The organism is Primorskyibacter aestuariivivens, from assembly GCF_028023675.1.
In the GTDB taxonomy this organism is placed as follows: Bacteria; Pseudomonadota; Alphaproteobacteria; order Rhodobacterales; family Rhodobacteraceae; genus Marinovum; species Marinovum aestuariivivens.
The window spans coordinates 212,721-229,659 of the sequence record NZ_JAQIOZ010000005.1 but is presented as its reverse complement, the minus strand read 5'-3'; the positions used below and the strand labels follow the sequence as shown (position 1 = coordinate 229,659).

16 protein-coding genes are annotated in these 16,939 nt (G+C 61.6%); 7 read left to right on the top strand and 9 right to left on the bottom strand.

The genetic code is table 11. From position 1 onward, the window contains the following. The first annotated feature begins 92 nt into the window (after positions 1 to 92). Positions 93 to 665, top strand: coding sequence for a gamma-glutamylcyclotransferase family protein (locus tag PGB28_RS06745; protein ID WP_271420731.1), 573 nt, complete (start codon positions 93 to 95; stop codon positions 663 to 665). Continuing rightward, the gene (locus PGB28_RS06740; RefSeq protein WP_271420730.1) at positions 662 to 1,858 is read left to right on the top strand and encodes a DUF2254 domain-containing protein; all 1,197 of its coding nucleotides are present in this window, start codon (positions 662 to 664) and stop codon (positions 1,856 to 1,858) included. Before PGB28_RS06745 ends, PGB28_RS06740 begins: the two co-directional genes overlap by 4 nt. A gap of 3 nt (positions 1,859 to 1,861) precedes the next feature. On the opposite strand, the gene PGB28_RS06735 is transcribed toward PGB28_RS06740, so the two are convergent. From PGB28_RS06735 to PGB28_RS06720, 4 genes are all read right to left on the bottom strand, one after another. After that, positions 1,862 to 3,250 (bottom strand): MATE family efflux transporter, encoded by a 1,389-nt coding sequence (locus PGB28_RS06735; protein WP_271420729.1) that lies wholly within the window; start codon positions 3,248 to 3,250, stop codon positions 1,862 to 1,864. Positions 3,251 to 3,357: 107 nt separating this feature from the next. Next, positions 3,358 to 4,683 (bottom strand): glutamate--tRNA ligase, encoded by a 1,326-nt coding sequence (gltX, locus tag PGB28_RS06730; RefSeq protein WP_271420728.1) that lies wholly within the window; start codon positions 4,681 to 4,683, stop codon positions 3,358 to 3,360. 48 nt (positions 4,684 to 4,731) lie between these two features. After that, on the bottom strand, positions 4,732 to 5,160 hold the full coding sequence (locus tag PGB28_RS06725; protein WP_271420727.1) for a DUF1801 domain-containing protein: 429 nt from the start codon (positions 5,158 to 5,160) through the stop codon (positions 4,732 to 4,734). 50 nt (positions 5,161 to 5,210) lie between these two features. After that, the gene (locus PGB28_RS06720) at positions 5,211 to 5,759 is read right to left on the bottom strand and encodes a 2OG-Fe(II) oxygenase (RefSeq protein ID WP_271420726.1); all 549 of its coding nucleotides are present in this window, start codon (positions 5,757 to 5,759) and stop codon (positions 5,211 to 5,213) included. 149 nt (positions 5,760 to 5,908) lie between these two features. Here PGB28_RS06720 and PGB28_RS06715 point away from each other — a divergent pair, with 149 nt between their 5' ends. After that, positions 5,909 to 6,304, top strand: a complete 396-nt coding sequence (locus PGB28_RS06715) for a metallopeptidase family protein (protein WP_271420725.1) — start codon at positions 5,909 to 5,911, stop codon at positions 6,302 to 6,304. A gap of 42 nt (positions 6,305 to 6,346) precedes the next feature. Here the strand turns inward: PGB28_RS06715 and PGB28_RS06710 are convergent, their stop codons facing one another. Next, positions 6,347 to 8,005: an NAD+ synthase gene (locus tag PGB28_RS06710; RefSeq protein ID WP_271420724.1), complete on the bottom strand. Its 1,659-nt coding sequence runs from the start codon at positions 8,003 to 8,005 to the stop codon at positions 6,347 to 6,349. 203 nt (positions 8,006 to 8,208) lie between these two features. Between PGB28_RS06710 and PGB28_RS06705 the strand changes: the two genes are divergently transcribed. Further along, on the top strand, positions 8,209 to 9,657 hold the full coding sequence (locus PGB28_RS06705; protein WP_271420723.1) for an MORN repeat-containing protein: 1,449 nt from the start codon (positions 8,209 to 8,211) through the stop codon (positions 9,655 to 9,657). A gap of 223 nt (positions 9,658 to 9,880) precedes the next feature. Next, positions 9,881 to 10,519 (top strand): ParA family partition ATPase, encoded by a 639-nt coding sequence (gene parA / locus PGB28_RS06700; RefSeq protein ID WP_271420722.1) that lies wholly within the window; start codon positions 9,881 to 9,883, stop codon positions 10,517 to 10,519. 44 nt (positions 10,520 to 10,563) lie between these two features. Here parA and PGB28_RS06695 read toward each other — a convergent pair whose 3' ends face one another. Together PGB28_RS06695 and PGB28_RS06690 are read right to left on the bottom strand one after the other, a co-directional pair. Beyond that, complete coding sequence (locus tag PGB28_RS06695; RefSeq protein WP_271420721.1) at positions 10,564 to 12,090, bottom strand: cryptochrome/photolyase family protein; 1,527 nt, start codon at positions 12,088 to 12,090, stop codon at positions 10,564 to 10,566. Further along, positions 12,087 to 12,752, bottom strand: coding sequence for an SDR family NAD(P)-dependent oxidoreductase (locus PGB28_RS06690; RefSeq protein WP_271420720.1), 666 nt, complete (start codon positions 12,750 to 12,752; stop codon positions 12,087 to 12,089). Before PGB28_RS06690 ends, PGB28_RS06695 begins: the two co-directional genes overlap by 4 nt. A 287-nt stretch (positions 12,753 to 13,039) precedes the next feature. Here PGB28_RS06690 and PGB28_RS06685 point away from each other — a divergent pair, with 287 nt between their 5' ends. Together PGB28_RS06685 and PGB28_RS06680 are read left to right on the top strand one after the other, a co-directional pair. After that, positions 13,040 to 14,629: a 2-isopropylmalate synthase gene (locus PGB28_RS06685; protein WP_271420719.1), complete on the top strand. Its 1,590-nt coding sequence runs from the start codon at positions 13,040 to 13,042 to the stop codon at positions 14,627 to 14,629. 73 nt (positions 14,630 to 14,702) lie between these two features. Next, the gene (locus PGB28_RS06680) at positions 14,703 to 14,975 is read left to right on the top strand and encodes a hypothetical protein (RefSeq protein ID WP_271420718.1); all 273 of its coding nucleotides are present in this window, start codon (positions 14,703 to 14,705) and stop codon (positions 14,973 to 14,975) included. Positions 14,976 to 15,273: 298 nt separating this feature from the next. On the opposite strand, the gene PGB28_RS06675 is transcribed toward PGB28_RS06680, so the two are convergent. Next, entirely contained in the window at positions 15,274 to 15,834 is a 561-nt protein-coding gene (locus PGB28_RS06675) for a hypothetical protein (RefSeq protein ID WP_333908225.1), read from the bottom strand. A gap of 18 nt (positions 15,835 to 15,852) precedes the next feature. Further along, positions 15,853 to 16,839 carry a 2-hydroxyacid dehydrogenase gene (locus tag PGB28_RS06670; protein WP_271420717.1) on the bottom strand — a complete coding sequence of 329 codons (987 nt, stop codon included), beginning with the start codon at positions 16,837 to 16,839 and terminating at the stop codon, positions 15,853 to 15,855. Positions 16,840 to 16,939 lie beyond the last annotated feature (100 nt).

The window sequence follows — 16,939 nt, the reverse complement described above, 5'->3', positions numbered from 1 at the left end:
GGGGCAACTCCTCCGATTGGCCGATGCAGTCTTATGCCAGAAAGCATCAAAGAGGGATTTGACATATATCAATAGCCAGTCAAATTGGGAGCATGAATGATCCGTTTTTCTTTGGCTATGGCTCGCTGGTGAACACCGCGACCCATGATTTCGAAAATACCCGCACGGCGAGCGCTCGCGGCTGGCGACGCGCGTGGCGGCATACATCGCTGCGCGAGGTGTCGTTCCTGACCGCCGTGCCCGACACGCTCAGCCGTATCGACGGGCTGATCGCGTCGGTGCCCGGATCGGACTGGGCGGCGCTGGATGCGCGCGAACATGCCTATGAGCGATTGAATGCCACGCATCAGGTCGAGCATGAGGTTCCGCATCCGCTGGATATTGCGATCTATGCCATCGCACCCGAACGCCACGGCCCGCCCTCTGACGATCATCCGATCCTCATGTCCTATCTGGAAACCGTGCTGCAGGGCTATCTGCATCAGTTCGGCCGTGACGGGGTCGTGGGCTTTATCGCCACGACCGACGGCTGGGATGCGCCGATCCGGGATGATCGCGCCGCGCCGGTCTATCCCCGCCACCAGCGTATCACCGCCGAGCAGAGCGAGATGTTTCGTGACTGTCTGACCGATATCGGGGCGCGCATCATGGTGCCAAGCGCATGATTTCGCGTTGGGTCGTCCTGCTGCGGCGCTGGTCGCGGATACTCTGGGTGCGCGTTGCGCTGATTTCGCTGGGCTCGCTTCTGGCGTTGGCAGTTGCACCGCTTTTGTCATTCATCGTGCCCGAAGAGATGCAGTATCGTTTCGGACGCGAGGCGATCCTGCCGGTGCTCACGATCCTTGCCTCGGGGATGCTGGCGGTCACCACGTTTTCGCTCAATGTCATGGTCAGCGCATATCGCACCGCATCTTCGACGGCCACGCCTCGGGTCTACCGGCTGTTGTTGGAGGACACGGTCACACAGAGCGTATTGGCGACATTTGTTGGCGGTTTCGTGTTTTCGCTGATCGCGGTTATCCTGTTTCATGCCGAGCTCTACACGCCCCAGGCGGCCGTTGCGGTCTTCGTGATCACGCTTGTTGTCGTGGCGCTGATCGTGATCGCCATCCTGCGCTGGATTGATCATCTGTCGTCGCTGGGCAGCATGGATCACACTTTGCGGCTGATCGAAGCGCGCACCCGCGCGGTGTTAAAGGAGCGTGCCTCCTTGCCCTGCCTTGGCGGCGGTTGTGTGAGTGACGACAGCGTCATGCCCGCCGATGTGGGAGAGGTGCTGGCCCGCAAGAGCGGGTTTATCCGGTTTATCGACATGGCGCGCCTGAATGAAAAAGCCGCGCGCGAAGAGGCGCTGGTCTATGTAACCCGCAGCCCCGGTGAGTATGTCCTGCGCGGTCAACCGCTGGCCCAAAGCACCAGTCGGGACGAGGAATTTTGTGCCAGTGCCGCCCGCTGTTTCGAGATCGGTGATGTGCGCAGTTTTGATCAGGATGCGAGTTTCGGGCTGACGTTGTTGGCGGAAACGGCGCAGCGCGCGCTGTCGCCCGGCGTGAACGATCCGGGCACCGCGATCGAGGTGATCGGTCGGCTGGAACGCCTGTTGTGGGAGGATGTGCCGGACGGCTTTGACCGGGTGGACGATGCCGATGCCCGCTTTACGCGGGTCTTTCTCGCGCCGGATACGGCGGGAACGCTACTGGAGCGGGCGCTTGTGCCCATTGCTCGGGACGGTGCGGACGACCCCGATGTGATGGGGCGGTTGAACGCGGCCTTGGGTAACCTGTGCGAGCACCCCTCCGACAGCATGTCGGACGCAGCCCGCAGGCAGATTGAGGCCTGCCAACCCAACGCGGGTTGAGCGCTACCTGCGGCCCAGGAACATGTCCAGCAGGCGACCGCGCCGGGTGAATATGGGCCGCTCCACCGCCAGCGGTGTATTGGACACGCGCCACGCCAGCCACAGCGACAAAAGGCCAAAAACCACGCCACCCACGGCCTGTCCGATCAACACCCCCTGCGCTCCAAGCAGCGTTGCCCCGACCATGACGAAGGGGATCGTGCCGAGCGTGTGCCGGCCCCAGTTGATCCAAGTGGAATAGAATGGACGGCCCAGATTGTTGAACGCCGCGTTGCCGACAAAGATCACCCCGTTAAAGAACCACAAAAGCGCCAGCGGACCGGCAAACAGGAACACCAGATCACGCGCCGCGCCCTCCAGTTGAAACAGCGCCTCCAGCGGGCCGCGCAGGGCAAAGAGCACCGCCGCAACAAGGACCGTCACCAAACCGGTAAAGATCAACGCCGCGCTGAGCGCGCCCTTGACCCGATCGCCCCGGCCTGCGCCTGCGTTCTGGCCAATAATCGGACCGACTGCGCCGGATAACGCGAAAAGCACGCCAAAGGCCACCGGGATCAGCCGTCCGACAATCGCCATGCCGGCCACGGCCTCTTCGCCGTATTCCGCCATGGCGCGGGTAACGTAGGCCTGCCCCACTGGCGTGGCCAGTTGCGTGAGAACCGCCGGGCCGGCAATGGTCATGACCGCGCCGAAATCGGCCCTGAGCGAAGCCAGTCGCGGGGTGTCAAAGCCGCCATGGTGGCGCGCAATGGCGCGCAGGGCCAGTACGGCAATCGTGATCCGTGCCGCGATCGAGGCCAGCGCCGCCCCGGTCAGATCCAACTCCAGCCCAAAGATCAGCACCGGGTCCAGCGCCGCATTGACCGCCCCGCCGATGATCATGACCATCATCGAGCGTCGCGCGTCGCCATGGGCGCGCAGGATCGCGCCGCCGACGATGCCGATCAGCAGGATGGGCAGGGAGGGCAGGATGATCTGCATGAAGCCCACTGCCAGGTCGCGTGTCTCACCGCTGGCGCCCAGGGCGCTGACAAGGGGGCTTATGTTTAGCCAGATCACAGCAGCAAAGACCACGCCCAGCCCAAAGCCGATGACCAGCGCGTTTGTGGCCCGGCGGCGGGCCAGATCACGGTCACCCTGTCCAAGCGCCCGTGCAACCAGCGCCCCGGTGGCAATCGCCACGCCAATGCCGAAGGAGCCGGTAAAAAACAGGATGGCCCCGGCATAGCCGATGGCCGCGGCCAGTTCTGCCTTGCCCAGCATGGAGATGAAGATCATGTCGATGAAATCGACCGCGAAGACCGCCATGAGCCCCAGGGACGCGGCAAGCGACATCCGGGCCACATGGGCAAAGAGCGATCCGCTCAGGAATTTGGCCTCGGTCCCGGACATGCACCGCTCCACTTTGTGAGGCGAGCAGCGAAGCATGGGCATATCAAAAGCTCAAGCGCGCAGTTCCCAGGGGCCGAATTTTCAACGAAAATTCGGCCTGCCGGTCCTTAGCCGCGTGCCTTGACCACCTGCAAAAGCGGCATGACATCGGACATGTCGGGCCCGCGTTCCATACCTGTCAGCGCCTTGCGCAGCGGCATGAAAAGCCCGCGTCCCTTGCGCCCGGTGGCCTGCTTGACCGCCCCTGTCCATGTCCCCCAGGTGTCGCCGTCAAACGGACCTTCGGGCAGGAGCGCCATGGCCTCGGCCACGAACTCCGCGTCTTCGGCGTCGATCACCGGCTCTGCGCCGTCGCGGAACATTTCCCACCAGCCCTTGAGGTCGGATTTTGTGGTGATGTTTTCGCGTGTCACGGTCCAGAACCGTTCGGCCAGCGCGTCTGGCACACCCAATGCGGCGATCTCGTCCTTGACGCTGGTGTAATCCAGCGTTTGCAGGTAACGCGCGGTCAGCGGGTAGAGATCTTCGGCATCGAACTTGGTGGGCGCAGAGCCAAAGCGGCTCAGGTCGAACCCGTCGATCAATTCCGCCATCTCGGTGCGCAATTCGACCGGATCGGACGACCCCAGCCGCGCCATCAGGCTCAGCACAGCCATCGGTTCCACCCCGCTCTCGCGCAGATCACGCAGCGCCAGCGTGCCCAGACGTTTGGACAGCGCCTCGCCCTGCGGGCCGGTCAGCAGCGAATGGTGCGCGAAGACGGGCGGCGTACCGCCCAGCGCCTTGATGATCTGGATCTGTGTCGCGGTGTTGGTGACGTGGTCCGAGCCACGCACCACATGGGTCACGCCCATTTCCGTGTCATCCACCACCGAGGCCAGCGTATAAAGCATCTGCCCGTCCTGCCGGATCAGCACCGGGTCCGAGACCGAGGCCGCATCAATCGAGATGTCGCCAAGGATGCCGTCGGTCCATTCGATGCGTTCGTGATCCAGCTTGAACCGCCAGACGCCCTGGCCGCGCTCGGACCGCAGCGCCGCTTTCTCGTCCTCTGACAGGTTCAGCGCGGCGCGGTCATAGACCGGCGGTTTGCCCATGTTCAGTTGCTTCTTGCGCTTGAGGTCCAGCTCGGTGGGTGTCTCGAACGCCTCGTAGAAGCGGCCCATCTCGCGCAGCTTCTCTGCCGCGGCCTCGTAGCGATCGAGCCGCTCGGACTGCCGCTCCACCCGGTCCCAGTGCAGGCCCAGCCAGTCCAGATCCTGTTTGATCGCGTCGACATATTCCTCTTTCGACCGCTCCGGGTCGGTGTCGTCGATGCGCAGGATGAACTGCCCCCCTGCCTTGCGCGCGATCAGGTAGTTGAAGAGCGCGGTACGCAGGTTGCCGATATGGATATAGCCGGTGGGCGAGGGGGCAAAACGGGTGGTGGTCATGGGGGTCTCCTGTTCGGATCGCCCTTTCCCACATGAGGGCGCGATTGTCTAGGTGGGCTGCACCGGCCAGCGCTTGGCCAGATCGTCGAGCCCGGCGCGGATCAGCTCCGCCAGAACATCCGTGTCCACATCCGCCATCTTGTTCACGTAGAGACAGGATTTTCCCAGCTTGTGCTTGCCCAGTCGGGACAGGATATCACTGAAATCCGCGTAACCGGGCATGATATAGATCGACAGGCCGGCTTTGCGCGGCGAAAATCCGGTGGCGAGGAAATCGCCCGTGCGCCTGCTGTCATAGCGGTAGTGGTACTGGCCATAGCCGATGATCGAAGGCCCCCATATGCGCGGCTGAAACCCGGTGACCTCGCGAAACAGCGCATCGAGCGTTTCGGCGTCAGCGCGGCGCACGGGATGCGCAACCGAGGCAATGAAATCCTCGGGGCGGGTTTGGGTCGGCTGGGTTTTATTGGTGGCCATACGCGCAGTTTAACGCCAGCCCCCGTAACGGACCAAGCCCGGATTGCAGATCAGCGAAAGGCCGGGCCATGCGCCCAGGTGGTCAGCGAATGACGTTCGCCGCGCGTGACCGGGGTGACGCGGTGCAGGATGAACCCAGGAAACAGCGTGGCCGAGCCGAGGGTGCGCGGGGCGCTGCGGATGGCAGCCGAGGGCATGAGTTCCAGCGTGCCGCCCTCATAGCTGTGTTCATCCGACAATTGCACAACCATGGTCAGTTTGCGCCGCTGCGCGACCGGGCCATCGCCGATATCGGCATGCCAGTCGAAATGCCCCTGCACCTCGGCCCCGTAGCGGGCGATCTGCGGGCTTTCGGCGAATTCGGTGAGGTCAAAGCCGAACGCACGGTTGGCCTCTCGCACCAGCGCGATGATCCGGTCCATGACCCAATCGTTTTCCGGCGTCTCGTCGAGCCAGACCAGATCAGCGCGCCGCAGGTTATGGTCGCGGCGCTGCCCGACCAGTCCCGCATCCGAGGCTTTGCTCTGACCGGCGATGGCAATAAGCCGCGCGCATTCATCCGGGCTGAACGCGTCAAGAAGGGTATGAGATGTCAGCACGGCAATGGCCCCAGGTGTTCCGAGAGGTGATCGGAGACCTGTCCCATGCCCGCGCTGGCCGCCGGGAGCTTGTTGAAATCCGACCCCGGGCGTCATTTGCGACAGAAAAAGCCCCTGTTCCCGGCGCCATATGTCCCCATATTCAGGGGATGGAAGATCAAGCCACGTTAACAGCCACATTCGACCGGCTGGCACATGACGCAATTGCAGCGCTACCGCCGCCTTATCGCGCGGCTGCGTCGCATGTGGCGCTGCGGATCGAAGACTGGCCGCCGCGCGATATGCTGCGGGCGATGGGAATTGACGACCCGCTGGACTTGACCGGGCTGTACGAGGGCATCCCGCTGATCGAAAAATCCGTGTTCGATCAGCCGTTGGGGCCGGACACGATCTGGCTGTTTCGCGAGCCGATCCTGGCGGAATGGCGCGACCGGGGGGATGTGGCGTTGGCCGATCTGGTCGCGCATGTCTATGTGCATGAGCTGGCGCATCACTTTGGTTGGTCCGACGAAGATATCGCCACCATCGACCAGTGGTGGATGTGACGGTCGCGGCAGACCGGGGCATGCCCGCACGAGTGGGGCTTATCAAGTCGGATCGCGCCAGCAGTTCACGATGGGATAGCGCCGGTCGAGCCAGAAGGCGCGTTTGGTCAGGCGCGTGCCCGGGGCGGACTGAAAGCGTTTGTATTCACTGATATAGAGCAGGTGCTCAACACGTTTTGCAGTCTCGCGGTCAAAGCCCGCCGCCACGCAATCGGCAATCGAACCGTCCTGATCGACGAGAATATCAAGGATCGCGTCCAGTTCCGGATAATCGGGCAGTGAATCGCTGTCTTTCTGATCCTCGCGCAGTTCGGCGCTGGGCGGCTTGTCGATGATTTCCACCGGGATCACCGCGCCGCCCGGCCCTTTCATCCAGTCGCGGTGATTGGCATTGCGCCAGCGGCATTGCTCAAACACGCGCGTCTTGTAGAGGTCCTTGATCGGGTTGTAGCCGCCCGCCATGTCGCCATAGATCGTGGCATAGCCCACGGCCACCTCGGATTTGTTGCCGGTGGTCAGCAGCATCTCGCCAAACTTGTTCGACAGCGCCATCAGCAAGAGCCCGCGCAGGCGTGACTGGATGTTTTCCTCGGTCAGGCCCGGTTCGGTCCCCTCAAAAAGCGGGGCCAGCGTGTTGGTGATCGCCGCGCGCCCCTCGGCGATGGGTGCGAAATCGTAGCGGCAACCAAGGTTCTTCGCCAAAGCCTCGGCATCGTCCAGGGACCCTTGCGAGGTGTATTCAGACGGTAGCATCACGCAGCGCACGTTCTCCGCGCCCAGCGCATCCACCGCGATGGTCGCCACAAGCGCGGAATCGATCCCGCCGGACAGGCCCAGCAGCACCTTCTTGAACCCGGTCTTGGCCATGTAGTCGCGCAATGACAGCACCATGCAATTGTAATCCTGCTCCCATTCATCCGGGTGATGGGCAATCTCACCGGGCTGGATGCCCCAGCCCGCGCCGTCATTTTCCAGCGTGATGTGGGCGATCTCTTCCTCGAAAACCGGCATCTGGAACGCCAGCTTGCCATGTTCGTTCAGGCCGAATGTGCCACCGTCAAAAACCTGATCATCCTGACCGCCCACGAGGTTCAGGTAAATCAGCGGCAGGCCCGTCTCGACCACCCGCGACACCATATGGGTCAGCCGCACATCGAACTTGCCCCGGTAATAGGGTGAACCATTGGGCACCAGCAGGAATTCCGCCCCGGTCTCGGCATGGGTCTCGGCCACGTCCTCGTACCAGGCATCTTCGCAGATCGGGCTGCCGACCCGGGTATTGCCCACCGAATAAGGTCCGCCCAGCGGTCCGGCATCAAAGATGCGCACTTCATCAAACACGGTTTCATTGGGCAGGTGATGCTTGATCTGAGTGGCCGAGATTTTGCCGCCCTTGAGGATCAGGTAGGCGTTGTAAAGCTCCGTCCCCTCGACCCAGGGGCTGCCGATGGCCAGCGCCGGGCCGTCCGCGCAATCCCTGGCAAGCTGCTGTACCGCCTCGATGGCTGCGGTGTGAAAGGCCGGTTTCATCACAAGGTCCTGGGTGTTGTAGCCGGTGATGAACATCTCGGGCAGCGCAACAAGGTCTGTACCCGCGTCGCGCCCGGCCTCCCATGCCTTGCGCGCCAAAGCTGCATTGCCGGTGATGTCACCGACCGTGGGGTTGAGCTGCGCCAGCGTGATGCGGAATGTCTCGGCCATGTCCGTGCCCTTTTTGCCTTTCGCCCTGACTTAGCAGATCATGCGGCAGGGGGAAGGGCAGAGCGGCAAAGCGGCGCTCATTATGCTCCGTCAAGATGACATGTCCCGTCAGATCATGGGCTTGTCATCAAAAGGCATTGTCTGTGACCTTATGCTCCATTACCTTCGCTGCAAACGAGAACCCCGGGGGCACGATCAGCAGAATGAAGCACACAATGCGCATCCTTGGTCCCGCGCTCGCAATGGCGCTGGCCGCACCGGTTCTGGCACAGGATAGCGAAGTCCTGACCAAGCAATATGATGATGGCGGCGTCTATGAGGGCACGTTCGAAAACGGGCTCCAGCATGGCGAGGGGACCTACCGGCTTCCCAACGGGTACGAATATCAGGGCGAATGGGTCGAAGGCGAGATCAAGGGTGACGGCGTGGCACGCTTTCCCAATGGCTCGATCTACGAGGGCGAGTTCGCCAAGGGCAAGCCGCACGGACTTGGCAAGATCACCTTTACCGATGGCGGCACCTATGAGGGGTCGTGGGAAGACGGCCAGATCACCGGACAGGGCGTGGCGATTTACGCCAATGGCGTGCGCTATGAAGGCGCGTTCCGTAATGCGCTGCACCACGGGCGCGGCGTGATGACCAGCCCCGGCGGCTATGTCTATGACGGCGACTGGGTCAATGGCGTCAAGGATGGCAGCGCCACGATCACCTATCCCGACGGCTCGGTCTATGAGGGCCGGGTGGCCGACGGGTTGCGCCACGGCACCGGCAAGCTCGTGATGACCGATGGGCTTGTCTATGAGGGCAACTGGAGCGAGGGCCAGATCAACGGGCAGGGCACGCTGACTCAGCCCAATGGCGATGTCTATGAGGGCGATCTTGTCGCTGGCCGCCGCGAAGGGCAGGGCCGCGTGACTTATGCCAATGGCGACATTTATGAGGGTGAATTCCGCGACGACCAGCGCAATGGCACGGGCGTGTTCAACGGCGAGGACGGCTATCGCTATGAGGGCGACTGGGTCAATGGCAAGATCGAGGGCGTGGGCACAGTGACCTATCCCGATGGCTCGATCTATGTGGGCGAGTTCCGCGATGATCTGGCCCATGGCAAGGGTAATATCACCTATCCCGATGGCGCGACCTATGAGGGCGATTGGGTCGATGGGGTGATCGAAGGCGAAGGCCGCGCCACCTATCCCAACGGGCTGGTCTATGAGGGCGGGTTCAAGAACGCCCGCAACCACGGTTTCGGCATAATGACCTATACCGATGGCTATCGCTATGAGGGCGAGTGGGTCAACGGCCAGCGGCAGGGTAAAGGCACAGCGACCTATCCCGACGGCACGGTTTATATCGGTGAATTCCGCAACGGCCAGCGCGATGGGCAGGGCGAGATCTCCATGCCTGACGGATTCAAATATATCGGCGACTGGAAAAACGGCGAGATCAGCGGACAGGGCGTGGCGACCTATGCCAATGGCGATGTGTATGAAGGCACGTTCGTTGCGGGTAAACGGCAGGGCGAAGGCACCATGCGTTATTCAGAGGGTCAGCAGGCCACTGGGAACTGGAAAAACGGCGCGCTGGTTGAACCGACATCGGTGGTTGATCCAAATGCCGAAGAGCCAACCGAAGAAGCCCCTGCCGAATAGCAGGGGCGGAATCGCGTCAGCGGCTTAATACTCATGAAATCAAGTCCTTCACCCTCAAGCGGGGGGAGGGGTATGGCGCGGTACAGTGCGAGGTGCTGCGCTCAGCCAATCTGCACGTATTTTGCGCAGAGCCCCATCGCAACGCGACCCTTTCGCGAAATGCCGCCTTTACATCCCCCCGTTAGCATGCTGCGCTACGCGCGTATTCCGGGAGGCCTGCCAAATGAGCAGTCAAATCATCTGTGTGGCACAGCAAAAAGGTGGCGCGGGCAAGACAACGCTTGTCTCCAACCTTGCGATTGCGTTTCTGCAGGCCGGAAAAAGTGTCGCGCTGCTGGACACCGACCCCCAGGGCAGTCTTGGGAAATGGCTGGATGTTCGCGAGGAAGCTTTGGGCGTGAACGACAGGCTTCAGTTCGCAACGGCCACGGCATATGGGATTTCGCGCGCCATCCGGGGCTTCAGTGACAAAGCTGATATTATTCTGATCGATACCCCGCCCAAGGCGGACAGCGATGTGCGCTGGGTCTTGCGCGACTCCGATCTGGTGCTGGTGCCCGTATCTGTCAGTCAGGCAGATGTCTGGGCCACGCATGATCTTTTGGATCTGGCCGACCGCGCGGACAAGCCGACTTACCTGGTCATGAACCGCACCCGGGCAGGCACCCGCGTGGGCGAACAGGTGTCGAAATCGGTGGCTGAACTGGAGACAGCGAAACTGCAGGCCTCACTGGCCAACCGGGTGATCTATGCAGAAGCCCTGGGTAATGGTTTGGGCGTGTTGGAAGCGAAAAGCACCAAGTCAGCCAAGGACGAAGTGCGCGCGCTTGCAGATGAGGTGTTTGCACTTCTGGAGCCCTAGACCCCGGGCTGCACAGCCGTTGCTCGCGAGATCTCGCCCTTTTTCTAGACGATTTTCCCATCGCTCAAACGGGTCAGAAACGCCTCGGCCTCCTGCAAGACAGTTTCGCGCTTGTCCTCATCCATCCGGTCCCACGTGCGGTACATGTTGCCCATTCGGGGATTGCCTTCGAACCGATCGCGGTGCCGGTCGAGGAAATGCCAGTAAAGCAGGTTGAACGGACAGGCCCCGTCACCGGTTTTTGTCCCCACCTGATAGTGGCAATTCTTGCAGTAATCGGACATTCGGTTGAGATATGCACCGGAAGACACATAGGGCTTGGACGCGATGATCCCACCGTCAGCGAACTGGCTCATGCCCACCGTATTGGGTGCCTCGACCCATTCGAATGCATCGGCATAGACGCTGAGATACCATTCGTGCAATTCGGTGGGGTTCACCCCCGCCAGTAGCGCGAAATTGCCGGTGACCATGAGGCGTTGAATGTGGTGCGCATAGGCCTCTTCCCGTGTCTGTTCAACGGCTTTGGCGATGCAGTTCATCCGCGTTTCGCCGCCCCAATAGAGCCATGGCAGTTTGCGTTGATGGTTCAGCGCGTTGCGGCGGGCATAGTCGGGCCCTTCACGGAAATAGATCCCGCGCACATATTCGCGCCAGCCGATGATCTGGCGGATGAAGCCTTCGACCGCGTTCAGCGGCGCATCGCCCGCGCGATAGGCATCCTCGGCGGCATGACAGACCTCCAGCGGCTCCAGTAGCCCGATATTGAGATAGGGCGAGATCAGCGCGTGATAGAGAAAGCGATTGTCGTTGAGCATCGCGTCTTGATAGTCGCCGAATTTCGGCAGCGCGCCGGTGATGAAGTGGCTCAATGCACGGCGCGCCTGTGTTCGGTCGGTTGCGAAAGAAAAGGGGCGTAACGCCCCGAAATTGCTATCAAACCGCGCCTCAACCAAATCGAGAACCTCTTCGACCGCCGCGTCGGGCGTAAACTGAATCGGTCCGCCGAACTCCACGTCATCAGGGGCGGGTTTGCGGTTCTCGTGGTCGAAATTCCATTTGCCGCCCTCGGGCTGATCCTCGTCCATCAAAAGCCCGGTCTTGCGCCGCATCTCACGGTAGAAATACTCCATCCGAAGCGTCTTGCGCCCGCTGGCCCAGCGGCTGAAGTCCTCATGGCTGGCGAGAAACCGGTCATCCTCGATCTGCCGTATCTTCAGTGGCGCATCGTTCAGTGCCTCGATCAACCGCCATTCGCCCGGCTCGGTGGCGACCACCTCATCCGCGCCGGTCTCCTCCGCGCGGCGCAGCAATTCGCCAGGGATCGAACCGGCGTTTGCCGTATCGTCCAGCTGCGTATAGCGCACATCCCAGCCGTCATTGCGCAGTTCTCTGGCGAATTTGCGCATCGCGGCAAAGATCATCGCGATCTTCTTGGGGTGGTGGCCGACATAGCTGGCTTCCTCTGCGACCTCGGCCATGACCACGGTATCGCGGGATTTCTCGGCTGCTTTCAGGGCGGCGATATCCGGCGAAAGCTGATCCCCCAGCACAAGGATCAGGCGGCTCACCAGTCGATCTCCTTGCCTGCCCAGTCAAAGAACCCGCCAGAATCGGCAGATGTCAGATCGCTGATCACGCTCAGCAGGTTCTGTGCCGCCTCCCGCGCCGGGACCGAAGGGTGCCGCCCAAGGTATTTTTCCGTGAAGGGCGTCCGCACCGTTCCCGGATGCAGTGCCACGCAGATCGCCTGCTTGTGGGTGCGGCCAAGTTCTATCGCTGCGCTGTGCACGATCTGGTTCACCGCCGCCTTGGCCGTTCTGTAGGAATACCAACCGCCCAAACGGTTATCGCCGATGGAGCCCACCCGTGCAGACAGCACTGCCACGACCGCGCGCCGGTCACGCGGAATCAGAGGCCAGGCATGTTTCAGAACCATGGCCGGACCAATCGTGTTCAGCGCAAACTGATCGGCCATGGCGGCGGGGGTCAGATCGCGGATGGTCTTTTCCGGCTGCGCGCCCCGGACCTCCAGCGCACCGGTCGCGACCAGGATCAGGTCAAACGCCCCTTCAAGCGCGCCCAGATGATGTGCGACGCTGGTCTCTTCGGTCACGTCCAGCCCGCCGCCCGAGCGCGACAGCCCGACGACCTCAAATCCACGCTCCGTCAAAGCGGCGGCCACAGCCGATCCGATCCCGCCCGATGACCCAATGATAAGCGCGCGTTGCATGGTCTCTCCGTGTTGTTCACCCGGGACCTAGCGGTGTCCGCGATCGCTTCAACCGGAGATCAATGTCAAAAAACCCCGGCATCCCTACTTTTCATTCAGAATTTCACGCGTATAGTCAGGCGCATGATGACCTTGGGCCATATCGCATCCGCTACACGCGCCACCGGCGCGGTGCTTGCGCTTGGCCTGCTTCTCCTAAGCCGCCTCTGAGCGTGCCGTTCGGCGCGACCGCTCAGAGGAGGATTGTTCGCGCCCGGACATTCAGGAGAAATTGAAAGAGACCCGACATGACTGAACAGACCAAACCGACCGCGCCTGTCGACAAGGACCGAGTCGTCATTTTCGACACCACATTGCGCGATGGCGAACAAAGCCCCGGCGCGACCATGACCCATAACGAGAAGCTGGAGATTGCCGAGCTTCTGGACGACATGGGCGTCGACATTATCGAGGCCGGTTTCCCCATCGCCTCCGAGGGGGATTTCCGTGCTGTGTCCGAGATTGCCGAGCGCTCCAAGCAATCGGTGATCTGTGGGCTGGCCCGCGCGCAACTGCCCGATATCGACCGCTGCTGGGAAGCGGTGCGCAACTCGGAACGGCCGCGCATCCACACCTTCATCGGCACCTCGCCGCTGCACCGCGCCATTCCCAACCTGACACAGGACGAAATGGCCGACCGTATCCATGAAACGGTCACCCATGCGCGCAACCTGTGTGACAATGTGCAATGGTCACCGATGGACGCCACGCGCACCGAGTGGGATTATCTCTGCCGGGTGATCGAGATCGCGATCAAGGCGGGTGCCAGCACGATCAACATCCCCGACACCGTCGGTTATACCGAACCGAATGAATCCGCCGATCTGATCCGCCGGTTGATCGCAACCGTTCCGGGGGCCGATGAGGTTGTGTTTGCCACTCATTGCCACAATGACCTTGGCATGGCGACGGCCAATTCGCTGGCCGCCGTTCTGGGCGGCGCGCGCCAGATCGAATGCACGATCAACGGGTTGGGCGAACGCGCGGGCAACACCGCGCTGGAAGAGGTCGTCATGGCGCTCAAGGTGCGTGGCGATGTCATGCCGTTCTACACCAATATCGACACCAAGAAGATCATGCATATCTCGCGTCGCGTCTCGACCGTGTCGGGCTTTCCGGTGCAGTTCAACAAGGCCATCGTGGGCAAGAACGCATTCGCCCATGAAAGCGGCATCCATCAGGACGGGATGCTGAAAAATGCCGAAACCTTCGAGATTATGCGGCCTGAGGATGTGGGCATTGCCGGAACCTCGCTGCCGCTTGGCAAGCATTCGGGCCGCGCAGCGCTGCGCGCCAAGCTGGGCGAATTGGGCGTCGAGGTGGGCGACAACCAGCTCAAGGATATTTTCGTGCGGTTCAAGGAACTGGCCGACCGCAAGAAAGAGGTGTTTGACGATGACATCCTCGCGCTGGTCACTGCCACGACCGATGGCGGGGAAAAGCTGCAGCTGATCAATCTCAAGGTGGTCTGCGGCACCGGTGGCCCGGCCGAGGCGACGCTGGAAATGGAAGTCGACGGCAGGGACCACAGCGCCACCTGCCATGGCGACGGCCCGGTGGATGCCACGTTCAAGGCGGTGCGCGAGTTGCACCCCAACGCCGCGCGGCTGCAACTTTATCAGGTCCACGCCGTGACCGAAGGCACCGATGCGCAGGCCACGGTCAGCGTGCGTCTGGAAGAGGACGGCATGATCGCCACAGGGCAGTCAGCCGATACCGATACGGTGGTGGCCTCTGCCAAAGCGTATATTCAGGCGCTCAACCGTCTGGCCATCCGCCGCGAAAAGGTAGGTCCTGGGGCCGACAAGCGCGAGATCAGCTATAAAGAGCTGGGGTGAGTTACCGGACATATCTCCAGGCTAAAGGTGGCTTTAGCCTGGCAGTAAACCCGCAAAACACCGAGGATCTGAATTGGCGAACTGGCGTGACAACATCCTTGAAAAACTAGAACAGTACACGGGTTTCACCGTCGATGTGCACGAGGATAGCATTTCCGTCACGTGCCAAAATCCCGAAAGCTTTGACGTCTCCATTGTCGCCGATGGGGACGTCTATCAGGTGAACTTTGACGGCTGGCACGAACATTTTGATGCGGAGCAGGGCGCACTCAATTGCTTTGCTTTTGGTCTTTCCAAAGAATGCCGATTGAAGGTCGTTTCGCGCGGGCAAATGGATTGCAACTAGACTATGCAAGCTTGGAGCAACGGAAGCTGGGTTGACGTCTCCACCACAGGGCTGATCTTTTTCCTATTGGCGACGTTCTCGCGTGAGTTACTGTCGAAACGTCCTAAATAGAAAACCGAGCAAGAGTTAGTGTGAAGTTGTGCGTGCTGGCCGTGTGGCGTGATTTCTGACGTTCTCCGCAATTTGGGCCAACCGATGTGTTGCGCGAGCAGCCAGAATATCCGAACCCATGGCTAAGTTGAAAGGCAAGGCCGACTGACGCGCCCTTGCGCCAATTCCCCTAAGAAATTGTGTCTCATCACCTGCTCTCCCGCGCGCGCCTCTCCCTCCGGATGCGGAACACCTCCTCACGCGGGATCCAGTCATAGCGCGGGTCCTCAAGCGTGGGCACCCAGGTCAGATCACCCCCCTTGCGCCACGGGTCCAGCACGATGCCCTCATACATGCCGTCCCCCCGGGCGCTGATGATCACCGTGCTGTGCTCAAGGCGGATCCGGTCGAAATTGGCCACCGCGCGGTGCAGGGACAGCGTTTCGAACCCTTCCTGTTTCAACCGCTTCTCCAGATCATCGGCCCAGTGATAGCACAGTCCACGCGGCTTGATCCCGAGATTGACCTTGGTGTTATGGACCAGCGGGTGATCTTCGATCTCGTAGAGCACGGCCAGACGGGCGCTTTCGGAATAGGCCACCTGTGCGGCGCGCGCGGCCTCTTGCGGAGAGATGTTGCGACCAAGGCTCTGGATCGCCCATGCTAGGTCGTTGACCTTGTCAGGGCGCGGTGCCGTCGTTTGGGGCGCGGAACACGCGAACAGCCAGAGCGAAACCAGCAAGACAAGGCTGCGTTTCAACCACTGCACGGGTCACGCCCCCATCGCTTACAGCATCGACGGCACGACCTGGTCCGGTGGCCTGTGCCCGTCTTCAAATGTCTTGATATTGAGCAGTACTTTCTCGCCCATCTCAATCCGGCCTTCCACCGTGGCCGATCCCATATGCGGCAGAAGCACCACGTTTTTCAACTCGCGCAGGCGCGGGTTGATATCGGTGCCGTGTTCATAGACATCCAGCCCCGCCCCGGCAATCTCGCCCGCGCGCAGCATCCGGGTGAGCGCGTTTTCGTCGATCACCTCGCCGCGGGAGGTGTTCACGATCACCGCGCTGGGTTTCAAAAGCTTCAGCCGCCGCGCGTTCATCAGATGGAAGGTAGAGGGTGTGTGCGGGCAGTTCACGCTGATCACGTCCATCCGTGCCACCATCTGATCGAGGCTTTCCCAGTAGGTCGCTTCCAGCGCCTCTTCGGTTTCGGCACGGAGCCGCCGTCGGTTGTGGTAATGCACCTGCATGCCAAATGCGGTCGCGCGCCGTGCCACCGCCTGACCGATGCGACCCATGCCCAGAATGCCAAGGCGCCGTCCGGCGACGCGCCCGCCGAGAAGTGCTGTGGGCGCCCAGCCGTCCCAGTCCCCGGCCTGCATTCTGGCAAGCCCTTCGGGAATGCGCCGCGTCACGGCGAGGATCAGTGCCATGGTCATATCGGCAGTGTCATCGGTCACCACGCCGGGCGTGTTGGAGACAAGAACGCCGCGCTGCCGCGCGGTTGCCACGTCGATATGGTCGACCCCGGCCCCGTAATTGGCAATCAGCTTGAGCCGCTCGCCCGCCTGGCTGATCAGGCCCGCGTCAATTGCGTCCGTGACCGTGGGAACCAGAACATCATTGTCCTGCATCGCCGCGGCCAGCTCGTCGCGTGTCATCGGCGTGTCATCGTCGCGCAGGCGCACGTCGAACAGCTCTTTCATCCGGGTTTCGACCACCTCGGGCAAGCGTCGCGTCACAACAACACTCAGACGTTTTGATGGCATAATCACCGGCTCCTTCTTTCACAGACAGGCAGATGCTGGCACAGTGCATGACAGCACGCAGAGGCACAAGAACTTCGCGGCAAAAAGAAAAGCAGACAGG